Raw genomic sequence first — 17,814 nt, 5'->3', positions numbered from 1 at the left:
CATGATCCGATCCTCATCCGTGCTCCGCGACGTGTCCGCTGCTGCGGCCGCTGCGGTGCTGGCGCTCCTGGTTGGCCTTTCGGCGGCGGTCCCGGCGCAGGCCGAAGACGGTGAACCCACGCCGCAGTTGTGCCTGCTGAACTGTGAAACGGCCAGCACTGAGCCTAAGGATCCGGGCAAGGGCAAACCTGAAGTGCCGCCGGTAGTCCCGTCCCCAGTCGTCCCAACCCAGCCGGCGGCACCACCGCCCGCGGCGCCAGCACCGGTAACGGTTCCCACCCTCGCCCCGGAACCGAGCGCTTCGCCGACTGAGGAATCGCCGTCGGCCGCGCCCAGCACCACCATCCCCAGCCCGCCGTCGTCCGTAACCCCGTCCACGGAATCGAACTGGAACAAGCCAGTCACCAAGTCGGCCAAACCCACACAGGCCGCCGCCGTTTCCCGGAACGACGGCTCCGGCCTCTTCGGCGGGCCCGGCCTGCTGGCCATCATGGCGGGCGTGCTGCTGGTGGGAGTCGCCGGCCTCGCCTTCGCCTGGTGGAGCCGGAACCGCCTCTCCTCACACTGACCTTGGTTGTCCGGTGATCGGGCTTGTCGCCAGCCCCGACCTTCCCAACTAGGTAGTTGCTGCTACCTACGTGGGAGGCGTTCCGTGCCCACCGGGCCCCGCGGCACTTAACGGCAGGGGCACGGCGGCGCAGTGGGCGTTTGGGCTCAATGTCGGGGCGGTAAGGCAAGATAGGTCTGTGAGCACAGCACGGGTCCCCGCAGAGGAAACAGCAAACAGCACTGAGGAACCAACCGAGCCGGACGCCGTCCCCGCCGGGTCAGTGCGCGACGAATATGAGAACCTGACGGACCTGGTCAGGAAGTACCGGTTTGCGTATTACCAGGAGGACGAACCCCTGGTCTCCGATGCCGAATTCGACGAACTGTTCCGGCGCCTGGAGGAGATCGAGGCCCTGCATCCCGAGCTGGTAGCCAATGATTCGCCCACGCAGGAGGTTGGCGGGGAAGTCTCGGCCGCGTTCGCCGCCGTCGAACATCTGCAGCGGATGTACAGCCTCGAGGACGTCTTTTCCCTGGAGGAGCTGGAGGCCTGGATCACCAAGGCCGAGGCCAGCGTCAGCAAGCTGGGGGACACGGCTCAGCTCGCGTGGCTCACGGAACTGAAGATCGACGGCCTCGCGGTCAACCTGTTGTACCGCGACGGGAAACTGGTCCGGGCGGCCACCAGGGGTGACGGAACCACGGGTGAAGACATCACCCACAACGTCCTGACCATCAAGGAAATCCCAACCGAACTTACGGGCACCGGATTTCCCCCGGAGGTGGAAATCCGGGGCGAGGTCTTTATCCCTTCCAAGGCTTTTGCGGAATTCAATGAGGCACTGATCGAAGCCGGCAAGGCGCCGTTGGCCAACCCCAGGAATGCCGCCGCCGGTTCGATCAGGCAAAAGGATCCGGCGGAAACCGCCAAGCGTCCGTTGCGGATGTTTGTCCATGGCATTGGCGCGCGCGAAGGGCTGGAAACCCTGAGCCAGTCCCAGACCTACGCCGTGCTGGAACAGTGGGGCCTTCCCGTCAGCCCGTACTTCGAGGTGCTCGGGGGCCTGCCGGAGATCCTTGCCTTCATCAAGCGCTACGGCGAGCAACGGCACAACCTGATGCACGAAATCGACGGCATTGTGGTCAAGGTCGACGATCTCGCCACGCAGCGTGCCTTGGGCTACACCACCCGGGTGCCGCGGTGGGCCGTCGCGTACAAGTACCCGCCGGAAGAAGTCCACACCAAACTGCTGGACATCCAGGTCCAGGTGGGCCGTACCGGTCGCGTGACCCCGTTCGGAGTGCTGGAACCGGTGAAGGTGGCCGGTTCCACCGTGGCCCGCGCCACGCTCCACAACCAGAACGTGGTCAAGGCCAAGGGCGTGCTGATCGGCGACATTGTTGTCCTGCGGAAGGCCGGAGACGTCATCCCGGAGATCGTCGGCCCCGTGATGGCGCTGCGCAAGGGCCGCGAGGATGAACTGCGTGACTTCGTGATGCCCACAGAATGCCCGTCCTGTGGCACGGAGCTCGCCCCCTCCAAGGAGGGCGACATCGACATCCGCTGTCCCAATTCCAGATCCTGCCCCATCCAGCTGACGGAGCGGGTCGCGCACCTGGCCGGCCGCGGCGCTTTCGACATCGAGGCGCTCGGCGGCGAAGCTGCCGTCGCCCTTACTGATCCGGCCGAGCCCAAGCCCGGCCCGCTGGTGAGCGAAGCGGATCTCTTCTCCCTTACCGCGGAGGACCTGAAAGATGTGCGGATCCTGCGCGAGAAGCGTGCCAAGGGCGTTGGCACCGGCGTCTTCGAACTGGTCCCGTACTTCTGGACAAAGGCAACCGCCAAGACACCGTCCAAGCCCACGGCGACCACCACGAAGCTCTTCGTGGAGCTGGAGAAGGCGAAAACGCAGCCGCTGTGGCGGGTGCTCGTTGCCCTGTCCATCCGGCACGTTGGCCCGCGCGCCTCACGCGCCCTGGCCACCGCGTTCGGCACCATGGACGGCATCCGGAACGCCTCCGAGGAGGACCTGGCCCATGTGGACGGCGTGGGGCCCACCATCGCGGCCGCGCTGAAGGAATGGTTCGCCGAGGACTGGCACGTGGAAATCGTTGACCGCTGGGCCGCGGCCGGGGTCCGCATGGCCGATGAGCGGGATGAGTCCACGCCGCGCACGCTGGAAGGTCTGACGATTGTGGTTACCGGCTCCCTGCCGAACTTCAGCAGGGACGAGGCGAAGGAAGCGATCCTCATCCGGGGAGGCAAAGCCGCGGGCTCGGTCTCGAAAAACACCAGTTATGTGGTGGCTGGCGAAAGCGCCGGCACGAAACTGGACAAAGCCGAACAGCTTGGAATTCCCGTGCTGGACGAAGACGGCTTCCGGGAACTCCTCGCGAACGGCCCGGCCCCCGCTGCCGAAGCTGCGCCCCTACCGACGCCCACAGAATCAGAAGAGGCAGCCGAATGAGCCATCCGGACCTCAACACCGAACTACTTGCGGTGGCCCGGCAAGCCGCCGCCGCCGGCGCCGCCGTGCTGGCTTCCCGCAATGGCGAGACGCTTGACGTCAGCAACAAGGGCGACGCCGGCGACTGGGTTACTGCCTTTGATGTCGCCGCGGAGAATGCCGTCCGGGATGCCATCACGGCCGCCCGTCCACAGGACACCATCACGGGGGAGGAGCATGGGACCACCCGGCCCGCGGCCCCCACCGGTTATCGCTGGTCCATCGACCCGCTGGACGGTACCACCAACTTCATCCGGAACATCGTCTACTACGCCACCTCCGTGGCAGTGGCGGATGCCGACGGCGTCTGGCTGGCCGGCGTCGTCAACGCCCCGGCGCTGGGCCGCGTCTACTACGCTGCCCGCGGCCAGGGTGCGTGGCTGGAAGAAGGCGGCCGGGTGACCCAGCTCCAGGGCCCGGCGCCGGACCGCGCCGGGCAGATCCTCGCCACCGGCTTCAGTTACGACCCCGCCATCCGCGCCGAGCAGGCGGCACTGCTGGGCAGTCTCATGGATGGATTCGCCGACGTCCGGCGGCTGGGCTCCGCGGCGCTGGACCTCTGCTTGGTGGCTGACGGGACCCACGACGCCTACGGCGAACGCGGGCTCAACGAACATGACTTCTCCGCCGGTGCGCTGATTGCCGAGGAAGCCGGCTGCTGGGTCCGGCGTCCCCGGCTTGCCAGTCCGCTGGACGGCGGACCTGCCGACGAGGACAGGCTGGCCGCCTGGACCTGCGCCGGGACCTTGGCGCTGTCCGGCAAGTTTCCGCTGTGACGGTGCAGCGCCACTAACATTGTCAGGTGCAATCGCAAATAACCATCCGACCGGCCGTTGAGGCAGACTTCCAGGCCATCGCCAGGATCACCGTGGACTCGTACCTGGCAGCAGGGTATTTCGACAGCGCGGACCATCCCTATATGCAGCAGATCCAGGATGTTGCCGCCCGTGCGGCGAAGGCCACGATCTGGGTTGCCGAGCGTGACCGGCAGGTGGTGGGTTCCGTGACGCTGGCACTGGCAGGTGAACCGTTCGCCGACATCGCCCTCCCTGATGAGCTGGAGTTCCGGATGCTGGTGGTGGATCCCGCGGTGCAGCGCAGCGGCGCAGGCAAGGCCATGGTGGAAGCCATCATTGCGCATGCGAAATCGCTGGAGGGGATCACGGGCGTGGCCCTCACCACCGGCGGGACCTGGGAGAGCGCGCATGGCCTCTACCGGAAGACAGGCTTCAAACGAGTCCCGGAGCGTGACTGGCTGATTCCGGGCACCGACATAAAGCTGCTGGTTTACCGGCTTGACGTCCAGCCAACCTAAAGTGGTGCCGACTCATTTTCGGCACTGAAAGGCCCACCATGCGCAAAACATTCGGCACCGGCTCCGTCTGGGAGCAGACCCTCGGCTACTCCCGCGCCGTCCAGGTGGACAACACGCTCTACATCTCCGCCACGGCCGCCAGCGGCGAGGACGGCATCGTGGGCGAGGACTTCTACACGCAGACCCAGTACATCCTGCAGAAGCTCGGCGTGGTCCTGGCCGATGCCGGCTTCAGCTTCGAAGACGTGGTCCAGTCCAAGCTGTACCTGACGGACATCAGCAAATGGGAAGAGGCCGGCCGCGCCCACGGCGAAGTCTTCGGCGAGATCCGACCCACGCTGTCCCTCGTGCATGTCCTGCCGTTCCTTGACCCGAAGATGCTCGTCGAAATCGAGCTCGTGGCACAGCGGAGCGCCAGCTAGCACCCCTCCCGCGCTCAAGGGGTGGGGCCTCAGGCCGGCGGGAGGCTGTAGCGGTGTTCCGGGCGTCCGGTGGTTCCGTAGCGCAGTTGGATGTCGACGGCGCCGTCGTCGGCCAGCGATGACAGGTACCGTTGCGCCGTGGCCCGGGAAACCCCCACTCGGGTGGCCACTTCCACCGCCGAATACTGTTCGCCGGCAACCAGCGATTCCAGCACCGCGGCCTCGGTGGCGGAGCGGGGTTTGGCCGCCGGCGTCACGTCCCCGGGGATAAGCGCCCGTTTGGCCCGCTCCACGGAGCCCTGGTCCAGGGCCCCGGGCTGGCCCAGCAGCCTGCGGTACCGGGCATACGAACGTAGCTGCTGCGAGAGCGACTCGGCGGTAAAGGGCTTCAACAGGTACCCGAGGGCGCCGCGGCGGAACGCTTTCCGCAGCGACTCGGCGTCCGATGCGGCACTGAGGATCATGGTGTCCACGTCCAGCTGCTGCAGCAGGTCGAGACCTGAGGCGTCCGGCAGGTAGACATCCAGCAACACCAGGTCCGGGCGGAGGCTGTGGATCGCCTGCAGCGCCAGGGATGCCGACCCCACCGGCGCCAGCGCCAGGAATCCCGCCACCGAATCCACATACGTCGCGTGCAGCTTGGCCACGTGGAAATCGTCGTCCACAATCAGCACCCTGAAATCCTCAGGCATCATTGTCCTTTCCAGCTAAATCCTGGGTCCCCGCAGGTGTCCCGGCAGTGGTCCCGGCCGTAGTGCGTGGCAGGGACGCCATAAACACAGCACCGGGTCCGCCCGGTGTCCCCGGCTCCAGCAAGCGGACGTCCCCGCCGCGGCGCCGGGCCAGCTTCCGGGCCAGGGCCAGGCCCAACCCCTGTCCGCCACTCTGCCCGCCACCCCGTCCACCGGCAGCCGCCGGAGCCGGCACTACTGGGCCAGCCGCCGTCGTAAATCCCTCGGCGAAGACCGCTTCCGCATTCGTCCCGGCGGCCAGCCCGTCGCCGGAATCGGCGACGACGATGTGCAGCGTCCCGCCGTCGTCGTGCGGTTCATCCAGCACCTCCAGCTCCACCCAGCGATCCGGGGAGGAGCCGGCGACGGCGGCGTTCACCGCGTTGTCGATCAGGTTGCCCAGTACGGTGGTCACGTCCTGCGGCTCGGTGACCTGGCCGCGGACCAGGGTTTCGGGCCCGATCCGCAGCGTGACGCCGCGCTCATCGGCCTCCACGCCCTTGGCACCCACAAAGGCCTGCAGGTACGGGTCCTGCAACAGTTCCGCCTGGTCCACCGGGAACTTCAGCGGCCCCGTGGCGGCCAGCCCGGCCAGGTAATCGCGGGCCTGTTGGTGCTGCCCGATGCTCATCAGGCCGGCGATGGTGTGCAGCTGGTTGGCGAATTCGTGGCGCTGGGCGCGCAGGGCCGCGGACATGGTGCCCACGGCGTCGAGCTGCCGGGTGAGCTGCTGGAGTTCGGTGCGGTCCCGGAGCATCACCACCCAGCCCAGGTCCTCGCTTCGATGCAGGGCCTTGCGCGCGCTGGCCACCAGGACACTGCCGCCGGCTACGAGTTCGATGGCGTCCGCCTCCGCAGCGTCCGGCCGGGTCAGCGTCCTGAGCTGCTCGGGCACAGGAGCGTCGGCCCACGGCGTCCCGGAAAGGTCCGGCTGCTCCAGAAGGCGCTGCGCGGCTGCGTTGAACACGCTGATCCTGCCGTCGGCCGAAACGCCGATGACGCCGTCGTCCACGCCCTGCAGCACAGCCACCTGGTCGTGCACCAGCGTGCTGATTTCCTCAGGCTCCAGGCCAAGCGTCAGTCGCTGGAGCCGGCGCCGCAGCAGGAACGAGGCCAGCACCCCTGCCAACAGCGCACCTGCGGCGGTCAGCCCCACCGGGCCGATGTCGCGCGCAACGCTTTGGCCCACGCTCTCCATGGAGTATCCAACGCTGACCTCGCCCACAACAGTCCCACCGCCGGTGCCGGTTCCGGTGCCGGGCGCGTAAACGGGGACCTTCGCGCCGGCAGAGGGCCCCAGTGTCCCGGTGTTCCGCGTGGTGACCTCCTGGCCGGCGAGGGCCTCGGACGGATCGGTGCTGACTTTCTCGCCCAGCCGGTCCGGATCCGGGTGCGCCAGGCGCAGGCCGGTTTCGTCGGTGATCACCACAAACAGTGCCCCGGTCCGGGTCCGGACCGCCTCGGCGGCAGCCATCAGCGGTCCGGCGCGGAGCACAGCGGGCGGGGGAGTGCCCGCGCCCTCGCTGATGGCCAGGACATTGGCCTGCACTGAAGGATCCGCGGCGACGGCGCGGGCCAGCGTCAGGGCCTGGTTTTCTGCCTCGCGGCCCACGCGGTCGTAGGTCAGCCAGGCGTGGACGGCGGCGCTGAGCAGCACCACCAGCAGGACCACGCCCAGCTGAAGGAGGAGGGTCTGCGTGGAGAACCGCAACGGCGGTGTGCGCGGTGAACGCGGCATGGTCCTCCCTTCCTCGGGTCTGGGTGTGAGCATAATGCGCAAAATGCTCCGAACAAGCAGTATGCCAATCAATTGAGCCAAAGGCACTGCCGTGACGTCCGCCACCCTAATGTCTGTAGCACGCGTCACACTGCGGTGGCGTTGTTCACATGAAGGAGCCGGCCGTGCTGGTATTACTTGGATTCGCAATGATCGCGGTATTCATGGTGCTGATCATGACAAAGAAGTTGACGCCAGTACTGGCGCTGATCATCGTCCCCACCGTTTTTGGCCTGTTCGCAGGTGCCGGACTGGGCATCGGGGACATGGTCCTGGAGTCAATGAAGTCCATGACGTCCACGGCGGCACTCCTGATGTTCGCCATCATCTACTTCGGCCTGATGATCGACGTCGGGCTGTTCGACCCGCTGGTGAAGTTCATCCTCCGCAAGCTCGGCAATGACCCCGCCAAGGTGGTGCTCGGCACAGCGATCCTGGCGGCCGCAGTCTCCCTGGACGGCGACGGCTCCACGACCTTCATCCTCACCACCGCTGCCATGCTGCCGGTGTACCTGCGCCTGAAGATGAGCCCCGTTGTCCTCACCTGCGTGGCCGGCCTGGCCAACGGCACCATGAACATCCTGCCGTGGGGCGGTCCCACTGCCCGCGCCGCCACCGCGCTCCACCTGGACGTCAACGACGTTTTTGTCCCGATGATCCCGTCCCTCATCGCCGGCCTGGTAGTGGTCTTTGGCTTCGCCTGGCTCCTGGGCCTGCAGGAACGCAACCGCCTCCGCGCCATTGCACCGGAAATCTGGGGAACTCCGGACACGGTAGAACCCTTCACTGCTGAAAAGTTCGACGGCGGCGCTTCCGACGGCGGCACCGCCGCTGCCTCCGCCGGTACCGGCCGCAGTGGGTCACGTTCCCCCGGAACCGGAAGTCCCGCCGTCGGCGGCTACACTCCGGAAGGTTCTTCAGTTGCTGTCCTGGAACGCACCGAAACTCTGGTGCATGAAAGAGATTCCGCCATGGCCGATACCGCGCTGGACCCGAACCGCAGGACGTTGCGCCCCAAGCTGTTCTGGTTCAACTTCGGACTGACGGTCGCCGTCATGGTGGTGCTCGTGGCCAACATCGTGCCACTGCCGTTTGTCTTCATGGTGGGCTCCGCCATTGCACTGCTGGTGAACTTCCCCAAGGTCAAGGAACAAGGCGAGCAGCTGATCGCCCACGCACCGTCCATCGTGGCCGTGGTCAGCATGGTGATGGCCGCGGCTGTCCTCACCGGCGTCCTGAAGGGCACCGGCATGGTCGAGGCCATGTCCGCGTGGCTGGTCCAGATCATCCCCTCCAGCATGGGCCCGTTCATGGCCGTCATCACCGGCGTCCTCAGCATCCCCATGACGTTCTTCATGAGCAACGACGCCTTCTACTTCGGCGTCCTGCCGGTGCTCAGCGAGACCGCCGCACACTACGGAATCAGCGCCGCGGAGATGGCGCGTGCCTCCATCACCGGACAGCCGTTCCACCTGCAGAGCCCGCTGGTTCCGGCCATCCTCCTGCTGGTTTCGCTGGCCAAGGTGGACCTCGGCGACCACCACAAAAAGGTCCTATGGCGCACCGCGGTGGTTTCGCTCGTCATGTTGGGTGTGGGGATGCTGACGGGAGCCATCGGGATCGGTTAGTCTGTAGCTGCCTGTGGCCGGTCCCCGTGACCGGGACCACGGCACCGAGGTGCCCGTCTGACGCCCGCTGGGGGTCGTCAGACGGGCACTGACGTTTCCCCACTAGACTGGTTCGGAAAACAATCCGAACCTGCAGGGGAGATCCATGGCTGCGATCAACCGTGACGATGTTGCGCACCTCGCGCAGCTCGCTCACATCGAGATGAGTGCTGAAGAGCTGGACAGGATGGCCGGCGAACTCGCCGTCATCGTTGAATCAGTGAAGTCCGTGAGTGAAGCCGCCGGTGATGACGTCCCGGCAACCTCCCACCCGATCCCGCTGACCAACGTGTTCCGCGAGGACGTTGTGGGCCACACCTTCACCGCGGAGCAGGCACTCTCGGGAGCTCCGGATTCCGATGAGAACCGTTTCAAGGTCCCGGCAATCCTGGATGAGGCATAACCATGACTGACACCAACGAACTCATCCGCCTCTCGGCCGCCAAGCTGGCCGCCAAGCTGGCCGCCCGCGAGGTCACCTCCGTCGAGGTCACCCAGGCGTACCTCGACCGCATCGCAGCTGTCGACGGCGGCGAACGCGGCGTGAACGCGTTCCTGCACGTGAACACCGAAGAAGCGCTCGCCGTCGCTGCCGAGGTGGACGCCATCCGTGCCGCCGGCGGTGCCGCGGCTGAGGAACTCCACGTCCTCGCCGGCGTGCCGATCGCCGTCAAGGACCTCATCGTCACCATCGGCCAGCCCACCACTGCGGGCTCCAAGATCCTCGAGGGCTGGCACAGCCCCTACGACGCCACGGTGGTCAAGCGCCTCCGCGCCGCCAAAATGCCCATCCTGGGCAAAACCAACCTGGATGAATTCGCCATGGGTTCCTCCACCGAGCACTCCGCGTACGGTCCCACCCGCAACCCGTGGGACCTGGACCGGATCCCCGGCGGTTCCGGCGGCGGCTCGGCTGCGGCCGTTGCTGCGTTTGAGGCCCCGCTGGCGCTCGGCACGGACACCGGCGGATCCATCCGCCAGCCCGGCGCCGTCACCGGCACCGTGGGAGTCAAGCCCACCTACGGCGGCGTTTCCCGCTACGGTGCCATCGCGATGGCTTCCTCGCTGGACCAGATCGGCCCGGTTTCCCGCACCGTCCTGGACTCGGCGCTGCTGCACCAGGTCATCGGCGGGCATGACCCCTTTGACTCCACGTCCCTGCCCGACCCCCTGGAAGACCTCGTCGCTGCCGCCCGCGTGGGCAACGTCGAAGGCATGCGGATCGGCATCATCAAGGAACTCCACGGCGAGGGCTACCAGGCCGGCGTCGAAAACCGCTTCAACGAATCCCTGGAGCTACTCAAGCAGGCCGGTGCGGAAATCGTCGAGGTCTCCTGCCCCAACTTCCAGTACGCCCTCGGCGCCTACTACCTGATCATGCCGTCGGAGGCCTCCTCCAACCTGGCAAAGTTCGACGGCGTCCGGTACGGCCTGCGTGTCCTCCCCGAGGACGGACCCATGACCATCGAACGCGTGATGGGTGCCACCCGCGCCGCCGGCTTCGGCGCCGAGGTCAAGCGCCGCATCATCCTGGGCACTTATGCCCTGAGCGCCGGCTACTACGACGCGTACTACGGTTCGGCCCAGAAGGTCCGCACCCTGGTCCAGCGCGACTTCGAGGCCGCGTTCGCGCAGGCCGACGTCCTGATCTCTCCCACGGCGCCCACCACGGCGTTCAAGCTCGGGGAGAAACTGAATGATCCGCTGGCGATGTACCTCAACGACGTCGCCACCATCCCCGCCAACCTGGCCGGCGTGCCCGGACTGACCCTGCCCGGCGGCCTGGCTGACGAAGACGGCCTTCCCGTCGGCATCCAGCTGCTGGCTCCGGCCCGCGAGGATGCCCGGCTCTACCGGGTGGGTGCTGTCCTGGAATCCCTCCTGGAGGCACAGTGGGGCGGCCCGCTCCTGGACCAGGCGCCGCCGTTGGTTGAGACCCTTGTTGACGCCAAGGAGGCAAAATAATGAGCACGGACGCAACCCTGAGCTTCGAAGAGGCCATGGAGAAATACGATCCCGTCCTGGGTTTTGAGGTCCACGTGGAGCTCAACACCAAGTCCAAGATGTTCTCCTCCGCGCCCAACGTCTTCGGCGACGAGCCGAACACCAACGTCAACGAGGTGGACCTGGGCATGCCCGGTGTGCTGCCGGTCGTGAACAGGGTCGCGATCGAGTCCTCGATCAAGATCGGCCTTGCCCTGAACTGCAAGATCGCTGAATCCTGCACGTTCGCCCGGAAGCAGTACTTCTATCCGGACACTCCCAAAAACTTCCAGACGTCACAGTACGAGGACCCCATCGCGTACGACGGCTACCTGGACATCGAACTGTCGGACGGGACCATCTTCCGCGTGGAGATCGAGCGCGCCCACATGGAAGAGGACGCCGGAAAGCTGACGCACATGGGCGGGGCCACCGGCCGTATCCAGGGTGCCGACTTCTCGCTGGTGGACTACAACCGCTCCGGCGTTCCGCTCGTGGAGATTGTCACCAAGCCCATCGAGGGTGCCGGTTCCCGCGCCCCCGAGCTGGCCAAGGCGTACGTGGCCGCCGTCCGGGAGATCGTCAAGAACCTTGGTGTGTCGGACGCGAAGATGGAACGCGGCAACGTGCGCTGCGACGCGAACGTTTCGCTGCGCCCGCACGGCCGCGAACGCTTCGGCATCCGCTCCGAAACGAAGAACGTCAACTCGCTGCGCGCCGTCGAACACGCCGTCCGCTACGAGATCCAGCGGCACGCAGCCGTCCTGGATGCCGGCAACCCGATCATCCAGGAAACCCGCCACTGGCACGAGGACACGCGCACCACCACCTCGGGCCGGCCCAAGTCGGACGCCGATGACTACCGCTACTTCCCGGAGCCCGACCTGGTTCCGATCGTTGCGTCCCGCGAATGGGTGGAGGAACTCCGCGCCACGCTGCCCGAGCCGCCGGCGGCCCGCCGCAAGCGGCTGCAGTCGGACTGGGGCTACTCGGACCTGGAATTCCGCGACGTCGTCAACGCAGGCGTTATGGATGAGATCGAGGAAACCATCGCCGCAGGCGCCACCCCCACGGTGGCCCGCAAATGGTGGATGGGCGAGATCGTTGGCCGTGCCAAGAACGCCGACGTCGACCCCGGCCAGCTGGGCGTCCAGCCCGCCACCATCGTGGAGCTGAACCGGATGGTCGAGGACGGCAAGATCAACAACAAGATGGCCACCGAGGTCCTGGACGGCGTGCTCGCGGGCGAAGGCACCCCGGCGGAGATCGTGGAGAAGCGCGGCCTCGCCGTCGTTTCCGACGACGGCCCCCTCCTGGAAGCCATCGACGCTGCGCTCGCCGCGCAGCCCGACGTCGCGGACAAGATCCGCGCCGGCAAACTCCAGGCGATCGGCGCGATCGTCGGCGGCGTTATGAAGGCGACCCGCGGGCAGGCCGACGCCGGCCGCGTCAAGGAGCTGATCCTCGCGAAGCTTGGAGTTGAGGGCTGAGCGTAGGCCACGCCAGGTGCTAAGCCACCTGTTTTAACCCAACTGGGTCGCAGTTAACGTCGTTATGAGGGCTCATGACGACGTCTACTGCGACCCAGTTTGGTTTAAGTACTCACTTCCCGCCCGCAAAGTACGCGTATTCAGCGGGGCCTGCCGGTTCTAGACTGAAGATCCAGGGCGCCGGAGCCCTGCCCGTGCTGTGGGAGGAATGGCCATGTCGGTCCAAGAACCGTTGAGATTCCGCAAGGCCTTGCTGGCGGGCGTCATTGCTCTGGCGCTGACCGGCACGGGTGTCGCCATCGCCTGGTCCGCCACAGATACGCCGTCGCCGTCACCGTCGGCCTCCGCGCCGGGGAAATCGGACAAGGCTAAGGGCCAGGAGAAGCCGGCCAAGGCCCAGCGCCCGCAGCACCTGCACAGTGAAAGTGTGGTGAAGAAGGCGGACGGGACGTTCGAAACCGTGCTGACCCAGCAGGGCACCGTGGAGGCCGTCAGCGAAACCTCGCTCACCGTCAAGAGCGAGGACGGTTTCACCCAGGCCTACGCCGTCAACGCGGAGACCAGGATCATCAAGTTCCCTGCCCCGGCCGCGGACGGTTCGCCGGCAACGGGCGACGACGGCAAACGGCTGAAGCGGTCAGAGGTCACCATCGCGGAAATCGCCACGGGTGAGGCCGTCAGGGTCTCCGGCGTGAAGAACGGTGACAACGCCACCGCGCGCCAGATCGTGGAGGGCGCCGGCACCGGTCCGGGACTGGGTCTCGGGAAAGGCATGGGCAAGGGCCACGGCCACGGGCTGGGCAAGGGCCTCGGCCACGCCAAGCGGCTGGCCCCCAAGTAGCTGGCATTTAACGTCGCCAGAACGCGGAATGGCGACGTTTACTGCGACCCAGTTGGGGTTAGCCGCCCTGCTCCACCAGCCCGGTCATGATCGCCTGCAGCGCCTCGCACACAACCATCACCGAGCGGCGCTTCAGGTTCTCCGGCCGGGCCAGGATGTCGATCCGCCGCCGGGTGCTGATGCCCTCCAGCGGCCGCAGCACGATGCCCGGGTTGAGCACGGGCCGCGCCGTATGCCGCGGCAGCAGGCCCACCACACCGCCCGCCGCCACCAGCGCGGCCACGGTGGAGTAATCGTTGATCCGGTGGACGATGTTCAGTTCCTTGCTGGAGACGGCCGCGACGGCGGACAGGACGTCGGCGGGGGAGTATCCGGTGTGGCTGGTCACCCAAGGTTCGCCCACGACGTCGGCCGCGGTGAGGGTGCCCTGGCGGGCCAGGCGATGGTCAGCCGGCAACGCAACATCCAGCGGTTCGTGCGCCAGCGGAATCACCGCGACACGCTCCTCCGGCCAACGCGGGCTGTGGTCCATCCGGTGCGCCAGCACCAGGTCGTACCGCGCCGTCAGCGCCGGGAAGTCCTGCTGCGCCACGTCCTCGTCGGAAAGCTGGATCCGCGGCTGGCCGGGCGCGTCCAGCATGTGCGCGAGCGGCGCGAACAGCGCCTGCCCCGCGCTGTGGAAACCACTGATGGTCACGGTGCCCACCGGCGAGCCGTGATAGGCGCCGATGGCTGTCCGGGCGTCCGCCATGGCACTGACGACGGCGGCACCCGCGTCGGCGAGCACCTGCCCGGCCTCGGTCAGCACCAGGTTGCGGCCCTCCTTCCGGGTCAGCGGAACCTCAACATTGCGCTGCAGCAGTGCCAGTTGCTGGGACACCGCGGAGGGCGTGACCATCAGTGTCTCCGCCACCGCCTTCACGCTGCCCAGGGCTCCGAGTTCGCGGAGGATTTCCAGCTGATGAATTTCCATCCGCCCAGTCTATGCATTAGTGAACACTTCATCGTCGATTGAGAGAATTCTGCTTGTGCTAATGCTTCGAAGTGGCTCTAATAAAGGGAGACCACACCCGCAGGCCGCGGGTCGCTGCCAACAGTCAGGAAGCCAATGAAGGCACTCTACAAGTCCGGTGCACACGCCGGGTTCGAGCTGGTTGACCGGCCCGAGCCCGAGGCCGGCCCCAGCGACGTCAAGATCCGGGTCATGACCACCGGGATCTGCGGCACGGACCTGCACATCCAGTCCTGGGACGCCTGGGCGCAGGGCATGATCGAGGCACCCCTCATCGCCGGCCATGAGTTCTACGGTGAAGTAGTGGAAATCGGCGACGGCGTCCGCGACGTCAAGGTGGGGGACCGGGTATCCGGCGAAGGCCACGTGGTCTGCGGAATCTGCCGGAACTGCCGCGCAGGCCGCCGCCAGATGTGCATCCACACCGTCAGCGTCGGCGTCCAGCGGGACGGCGCCTTCGCCGAGTACGTGGTCATCCCCGAGACCAACGTCTGGGTCCACCATGACCCCTCCATCACCCCGGAACTCGGCGCGATTTTCGATCCGTTCGGCAACGCCGTCCACACCGCCCTCAGCTTCCCGCTGGTGGGTGAGGACGTGCTGATCACCGGGGCAGGACCCATCGGGCTGATGGCCATCGCGGTGGCCCGCCACGCCGGGGCGCGCAAGATCGCCATCACCGATGTCTCCCAGCCGCGGCTCGAGCTGGCACGCCAGCTCGGCGTGGACCTGGCCATCGACGTCTCCACCACGCGCGTCAAGGATGCCCAGCGTGAACTCGGGATGCGTGAGGGCTTCGACATCGGCATGGAAATGTCCGGCCACCCCACCGCCCTGCCTGAGATGATCGACAACATGAACCACGGCGGCCGCATTGCCATGCTCGGCCTGCCCAGCCAGGACATCACCATCGACTGGGGCAAGGTGGTCACGCACATGCTGACGCTGAAGGGCATCTACGGCCGCGAAATGTATGAGACGTGGTACGCCATGAGCGCCATGCTCTCCTCCAACCCCGTGCTGCACGCCGGCATCTCAGCGGTAGTGACGGACAAGCTGCCCGCCGCAGAATGGGAAAAAGGCTTCGCCACCGCCCGCGCCGGCGTCGGCGGAAAAGTTGTCCTCGACTGGACCGAACTCTAAGGAGCACCATGTACACCTCCATCAAGGACCAACTGCAGGCTGAGCTGGACGACATCCGCGCCGCCGGGCTCTTCAAAACCGAACGCAGCATCAACTCCCCGCAGTCCAGCCACATCACGGCAGGGCAGATCGGCCAGCCCGGCGCCACCGTCCTGAACTTCTGCGCCAACAACTACCTGGGCCTCGCGGACCACCCGGACATCATCGCCGCGGCCAAAGAGGCCATGGACTCACGGGGCTTCGGCATGGCCAGCGTCCGCTTCATCTGCGGCACCCAGGACCTGCACCTGGAACTGGAAGCCAGGGTCTCCAGGTTCCTCGGCACGGAGGACACCATCCTGTTCTCCAGCTGCTTTGATGCCAACGGCGGCGTCTTCGAATCCCTCTTCGGCCCCGAGGACGCCATCATCTCCGATGCCCTCAACCACGCCTCCATCATCGACGGCATCCGGCTCTGCAAGGCCCAGCGGTTCCGCTACGCCAACCAGGACATGGCGGAGCTCGAGGCCAAGCTCGTCGAAGCGAAGGATGCGCGGCGCAAGATCATCGTCACCGACGGCGTGTTCTCCATGGACGGCTACCTGGCACCGCTGGCGGCCATCTGCGACCTCGCCGAGAAGCACGACGCCCTGGTGATGGTGGACGATTCCCACGCCGTCGGCTTTATGGGTGCCACCGGTGCCGGAACCCCCGAGCACGCAGGCGTGTCCCAGCGCGTGGACATCTACACCGGAACGTTCGGCAAGGCCCTGGGCGGCGCGTCCGGCGGCTATGTGTCCGGGCGCCGTGAAGTGGTGGCCATGCTCCGCCAGAAAGCGCGCCCGTACCTGTTCTCCAATTCCCTGGCCCCCGCGATCGTCGCCGCCACCATCAGGGCCCTTGACCTGGTGGAGAATTCCGGTGACCTGCGCACCCGGCTGTTCGAGAATGCCAGCCTGTTCCGCCGCCGGATGACGGAGGAGGGCTTTGAACTCCTGGACGGCGAACACGCGATTGTCCCCGTGATGTTCGGGGATGCCGTCATGGCTGCCAAGGTGGCGGACCAGATGCTCCAGCACGGCGTCTTCGTCACCGCCTTCAGCTTCCCGGTGGTCCCGCGCGGCGCCGCCCGGATCCGCGTGCAGCTGTCAGCATCGCACTCAGCGGACGACGTCGAAGCGTGCGTGGGTGCGTTCGTCGCCAGCCGTGCGGCGGTGGCAGGCTAACCCGGCAGGGTTAACCCAGCCGGGCTAAAACCTGACAGAGCAGGACCGGCGCGGCCGCAGGGCAACTCTGCAAGGATGGAGCCATGGCAGCACACTACGACGTCCTGATTGTGGGAGGCGGCATCGCCGGCCTGTCCCTGGCGTCCGCGCTCGCGGGCAGCTGCAGCGTGGCGCTGGTCGAGGCGGAGCAGGAGCTGGGGTACCACACGTCCTCCCGTTCCGCCCGCCAGCTCATTCCCAGTTACGGCCCGGACGCGGTCCGGGAGCTCACGGTCCGGACCCTGGAACTGATCGCTGCCCGGGACGCCCAACTGCCCGAACCCGTCCTGACGCCGCGAAGCTTTATGCTGATCGGCACAGAGGAATCGGTCCGCGCCGAGGGCAGCGGCCACATGAATGCCATCACGCATGAACGGGCACTGGAGCTGTGCCCTGCACTGGTGCCCGGAGCTTTCTCCGCCGCAGGCCTGGACACCGGATCCTTCGGCTGCAACGCCCCGCTGCTGCTGGCCGACCACCGCCTGCGGGCGGAGGCCGCCGGCGCCGACATCATCACCGGCGCCCGCGTCCATTCCGCCCAGCGGCAGGGCTCGGGCTGGGAGGTCGGCGCCGGGCAGGAAGCCTTCGAAGCCGGCGTGCTGGTCAATGCGGCCGGCGCCTGGGCCGATGAAATCGCCGTGATCAGCGGCGTGGAAAAGCTCGGGCTGCAGCCGTACCGGCGCACTGCGGCGATTGTCGACGTCGAACATCCACTGCCAAGGCACAGCCCCATGGTGGCGGCAGCGGACCACACGTTTTATTTCCGCCGGGAGGGCACCGACGTGCTGATCTCGCCGTCGGAAACGGTGCCCAGCGGACCCGAGGACGCCCGGCCGCGGCCCGGCGATGTCGAGCGGCTGATCGTGAAGCTGAACGAGCTGACAACATTGGGAATCCGCGGAGTCCGGAGCGCGTGGACGGGGCTCCGGACCGAGGCTGCCGACGGCGTCCCGGTAGCCGGATTCGACGCCGAAGCCCCCGGGTTCTACTGGCTGGCTGGGCAGGGCGGTTACGGTTTCCAGACGTCATCGGCCATGGCTGAGCTCGCCGCCGCGCAGATCCTGGCCGGACAGGGCACCGGGCACCGGGCGGCCGCTCCGGCCCACGATCCGGCATCCCGGACAGTGGAGGCG

At 66.9% G+C, this 17,814-nt stretch carries 16 protein-coding genes; 13 read left to right on the top strand and 3 right to left on the bottom strand.

Features of this window, described 5'->3' with window-relative positions:
• The first annotated feature begins 1 nt into the window (after position 1).
• From V6M49_RS10905 to V6M49_RS10885, 5 genes are all read left to right on the top strand, one after another.
• Complete coding sequence (locus V6M49_RS10905; protein ID WP_332761120.1) at positions 2-568, top strand: hypothetical protein; 567 nt, start codon at positions 2-4, stop codon at positions 566-568.
• Positions 569-746: 178 nt separating this feature from the next.
• Positions 747-3,017 carry an NAD-dependent DNA ligase LigA gene (gene ligA / locus V6M49_RS10900; RefSeq protein ID WP_332761119.1) on the top strand — a complete coding sequence of 757 codons (2,271 nt, stop codon included), beginning with the start codon at positions 747-749 and terminating at the stop codon, positions 3,015-3,017.
• Positions 3,014-3,832 (top strand): inositol monophosphatase family protein, encoded by an 819-nt coding sequence (locus V6M49_RS10895; protein ID WP_332761118.1) that lies wholly within the window; start codon positions 3,014-3,016, stop codon positions 3,830-3,832. Before ligA ends, V6M49_RS10895 begins: the two co-directional genes overlap by 4 nt.
• Before the next feature lie 26 nt (positions 3,833-3,858).
• On the top strand, positions 3,859-4,371 hold the full coding sequence (locus tag V6M49_RS10890; protein WP_056348181.1) for a GNAT family N-acetyltransferase: 513 nt from the start codon (positions 3,859-3,861) through the stop codon (positions 4,369-4,371).
• 38 nt (positions 4,372-4,409) lie between these two features.
• A complete protein-coding gene (locus V6M49_RS10885) occupies positions 4,410-4,793 on the top strand; it encodes a RidA family protein (RefSeq protein WP_141139937.1) in 384 nt (127 codons plus the stop codon).
• A 29-nt stretch (positions 4,794-4,822) separates the two neighbouring features.
• On the opposite strand, the gene V6M49_RS10880 is transcribed toward V6M49_RS10885, so the two are convergent.
• A complete protein-coding gene (locus V6M49_RS10880; protein ID WP_141139938.1) occupies positions 4,823-5,485 on the bottom strand; it encodes a response regulator in 663 nt (220 codons plus the stop codon).
• Positions 5,478-7,262 (bottom strand): sensor histidine kinase, encoded by a 1,785-nt coding sequence (locus tag V6M49_RS10875; RefSeq protein WP_332761117.1) that lies wholly within the window; start codon positions 7,260-7,262, stop codon positions 5,478-5,480. Before V6M49_RS10875 ends, V6M49_RS10880 begins: the two co-directional genes overlap by 8 nt.
• A 164-nt stretch (positions 7,263-7,426) precedes the next feature.
• Here V6M49_RS10875 and V6M49_RS10870 point away from each other — a divergent pair, with 164 nt between their 5' ends.
• From V6M49_RS10870 to V6M49_RS10850, 5 genes are all read left to right on the top strand, one after another.
• On the top strand, positions 7,427-8,929 hold the full coding sequence (locus V6M49_RS10870) for a CitMHS family transporter (protein ID WP_332761116.1): 1,503 nt from the start codon (positions 7,427-7,429) through the stop codon (positions 8,927-8,929).
• Positions 8,930-9,074: 145 nt separating this feature from the next.
• Positions 9,075-9,371, top strand: coding sequence for an Asp-tRNA(Asn)/Glu-tRNA(Gln) amidotransferase subunit GatC (gene gatC, locus V6M49_RS10865; protein ID WP_141139940.1), 297 nt, complete (start codon positions 9,075-9,077; stop codon positions 9,369-9,371).
• 2 nt (positions 9,372-9,373) lie between these two features.
• Positions 9,374-10,933 carry an Asp-tRNA(Asn)/Glu-tRNA(Gln) amidotransferase subunit GatA gene (gene gatA / locus V6M49_RS10860; RefSeq protein ID WP_332761115.1) on the top strand — a complete coding sequence of 520 codons (1,560 nt, stop codon included), beginning with the start codon at positions 9,374-9,376 and terminating at the stop codon, positions 10,931-10,933.
• Positions 10,933-12,441 (top strand): Asp-tRNA(Asn)/Glu-tRNA(Gln) amidotransferase subunit GatB, encoded by a 1,509-nt coding sequence (gene gatB / locus V6M49_RS10855; RefSeq protein ID WP_141139942.1) that lies wholly within the window; start codon positions 10,933-10,935, stop codon positions 12,439-12,441. Before gatA ends, gatB begins: the two co-directional genes overlap by 1 nt.
• A 214-nt stretch (positions 12,442-12,655) precedes the next feature.
• Complete coding sequence (locus V6M49_RS10850) at positions 12,656-13,282, top strand: hypothetical protein (RefSeq protein WP_332761114.1); 627 nt, start codon at positions 12,656-12,658, stop codon at positions 13,280-13,282.
• Between the two features lie 58 nt (positions 13,283-13,340).
• On the opposite strand, the gene V6M49_RS10845 is transcribed toward V6M49_RS10850, so the two are convergent.
• On the bottom strand, positions 13,341-14,255 hold the full coding sequence (locus V6M49_RS10845) for a LysR family transcriptional regulator (protein WP_141139944.1): 915 nt from the start codon (positions 14,253-14,255) through the stop codon (positions 13,341-13,343).
• Between the two features lie 135 nt (positions 14,256-14,390).
• On the opposite strand from V6M49_RS10845, the gene tdh reads away from it, so the two are divergent.
• The 3 genes from tdh to V6M49_RS10830 form a co-directional block, all read left to right on the top strand.
• Positions 14,391-15,437 carry an L-threonine 3-dehydrogenase gene (tdh, locus tag V6M49_RS10840; RefSeq protein WP_332761113.1) on the top strand — a complete coding sequence of 349 codons (1,047 nt, stop codon included), beginning with the start codon at positions 14,391-14,393 and terminating at the stop codon, positions 15,435-15,437.
• 8 nt (positions 15,438-15,445) lie between these two features.
• Positions 15,446-16,642 (top strand): glycine C-acetyltransferase, encoded by a 1,197-nt coding sequence (locus tag V6M49_RS10835; RefSeq protein WP_141139946.1) that lies wholly within the window; start codon positions 15,446-15,448, stop codon positions 16,640-16,642.
• Positions 16,643-16,725: 83 nt separating this feature from the next.
• The coding region (locus tag V6M49_RS10830; RefSeq protein ID WP_332761112.1) for an NAD(P)/FAD-dependent oxidoreductase at positions 16,726-17,814 on the top strand (1,089 nt) is incomplete at its 3' end.

It is taken from the genome of Pseudarthrobacter sp. (assembly GCF_036675385.1).
Lineage (GTDB): Bacteria > Actinomycetota > Actinomycetes > Actinomycetales > Micrococcaceae > Arthrobacter.
This window is presented reverse-complemented; position numbering and strand designations above follow the sequence as displayed.

Excerpts from the sequence above, each read along its gene's own strand:
- V6M49_RS10905 (WP_332761120.1), top strand. The coding sequence starts at position 2 with ATGATCCGATCCTCATCCGTGCTCCGCGACGTGTCCGCTGCTGCGGCC.
- V6M49_RS10895 (WP_332761118.1), top strand. The coding sequence starts at position 3,014 with ATGAGCCATCCGGACCTCAACACCGAACTACTTGCGGTGGCCCGGCAA.
- V6M49_RS10885 (WP_141139937.1), top strand. The coding sequence starts at position 4,410 with ATGCGCAAAACATTCGGCACCGGCTCCGTCTGGGAGCAGACCCTCGGC.
- V6M49_RS10880 (WP_141139938.1), bottom strand. The coding sequence starts at position 5,485 with ATGCCTGAGGATTTCAGGGTGCTGATTGTGGACGACGATTTCCACGTG.
- V6M49_RS10875 (WP_332761117.1), bottom strand. The coding sequence starts at position 7,262 with ATGCCGCGTTCACCGCGCACACCGCCGTTGCGGTTCTCCACGCAGACC.
- gatC (WP_141139940.1), top strand. The coding sequence starts at position 9,075 with ATGGCTGCGATCAACCGTGACGATGTTGCGCACCTCGCGCAGCTCGCT.
- gatA (WP_332761115.1), top strand. The coding sequence starts at position 9,374 with ATGACTGACACCAACGAACTCATCCGCCTCTCGGCCGCCAAGCTGGCC.
- gatB (WP_141139942.1), top strand. The coding sequence starts at position 10,933 with ATGAGCACGGACGCAACCCTGAGCTTCGAAGAGGCCATGGAGAAATAC.
- V6M49_RS10850 (WP_332761114.1), top strand. The coding sequence starts at position 12,656 with ATGTCGGTCCAAGAACCGTTGAGATTCCGCAAGGCCTTGCTGGCGGGC.
- V6M49_RS10845 (WP_141139944.1), bottom strand. The coding sequence starts at position 14,255 with ATGGAAATTCATCAGCTGGAAATCCTCCGCGAACTCGGAGCCCTGGGC.
- tdh (WP_332761113.1), top strand. The coding sequence starts at position 14,391 with ATGAAGGCACTCTACAAGTCCGGTGCACACGCCGGGTTCGAGCTGGTT.
- V6M49_RS10835 (WP_141139946.1), top strand. The coding sequence starts at position 15,446 with ATGTACACCTCCATCAAGGACCAACTGCAGGCTGAGCTGGACGACATC.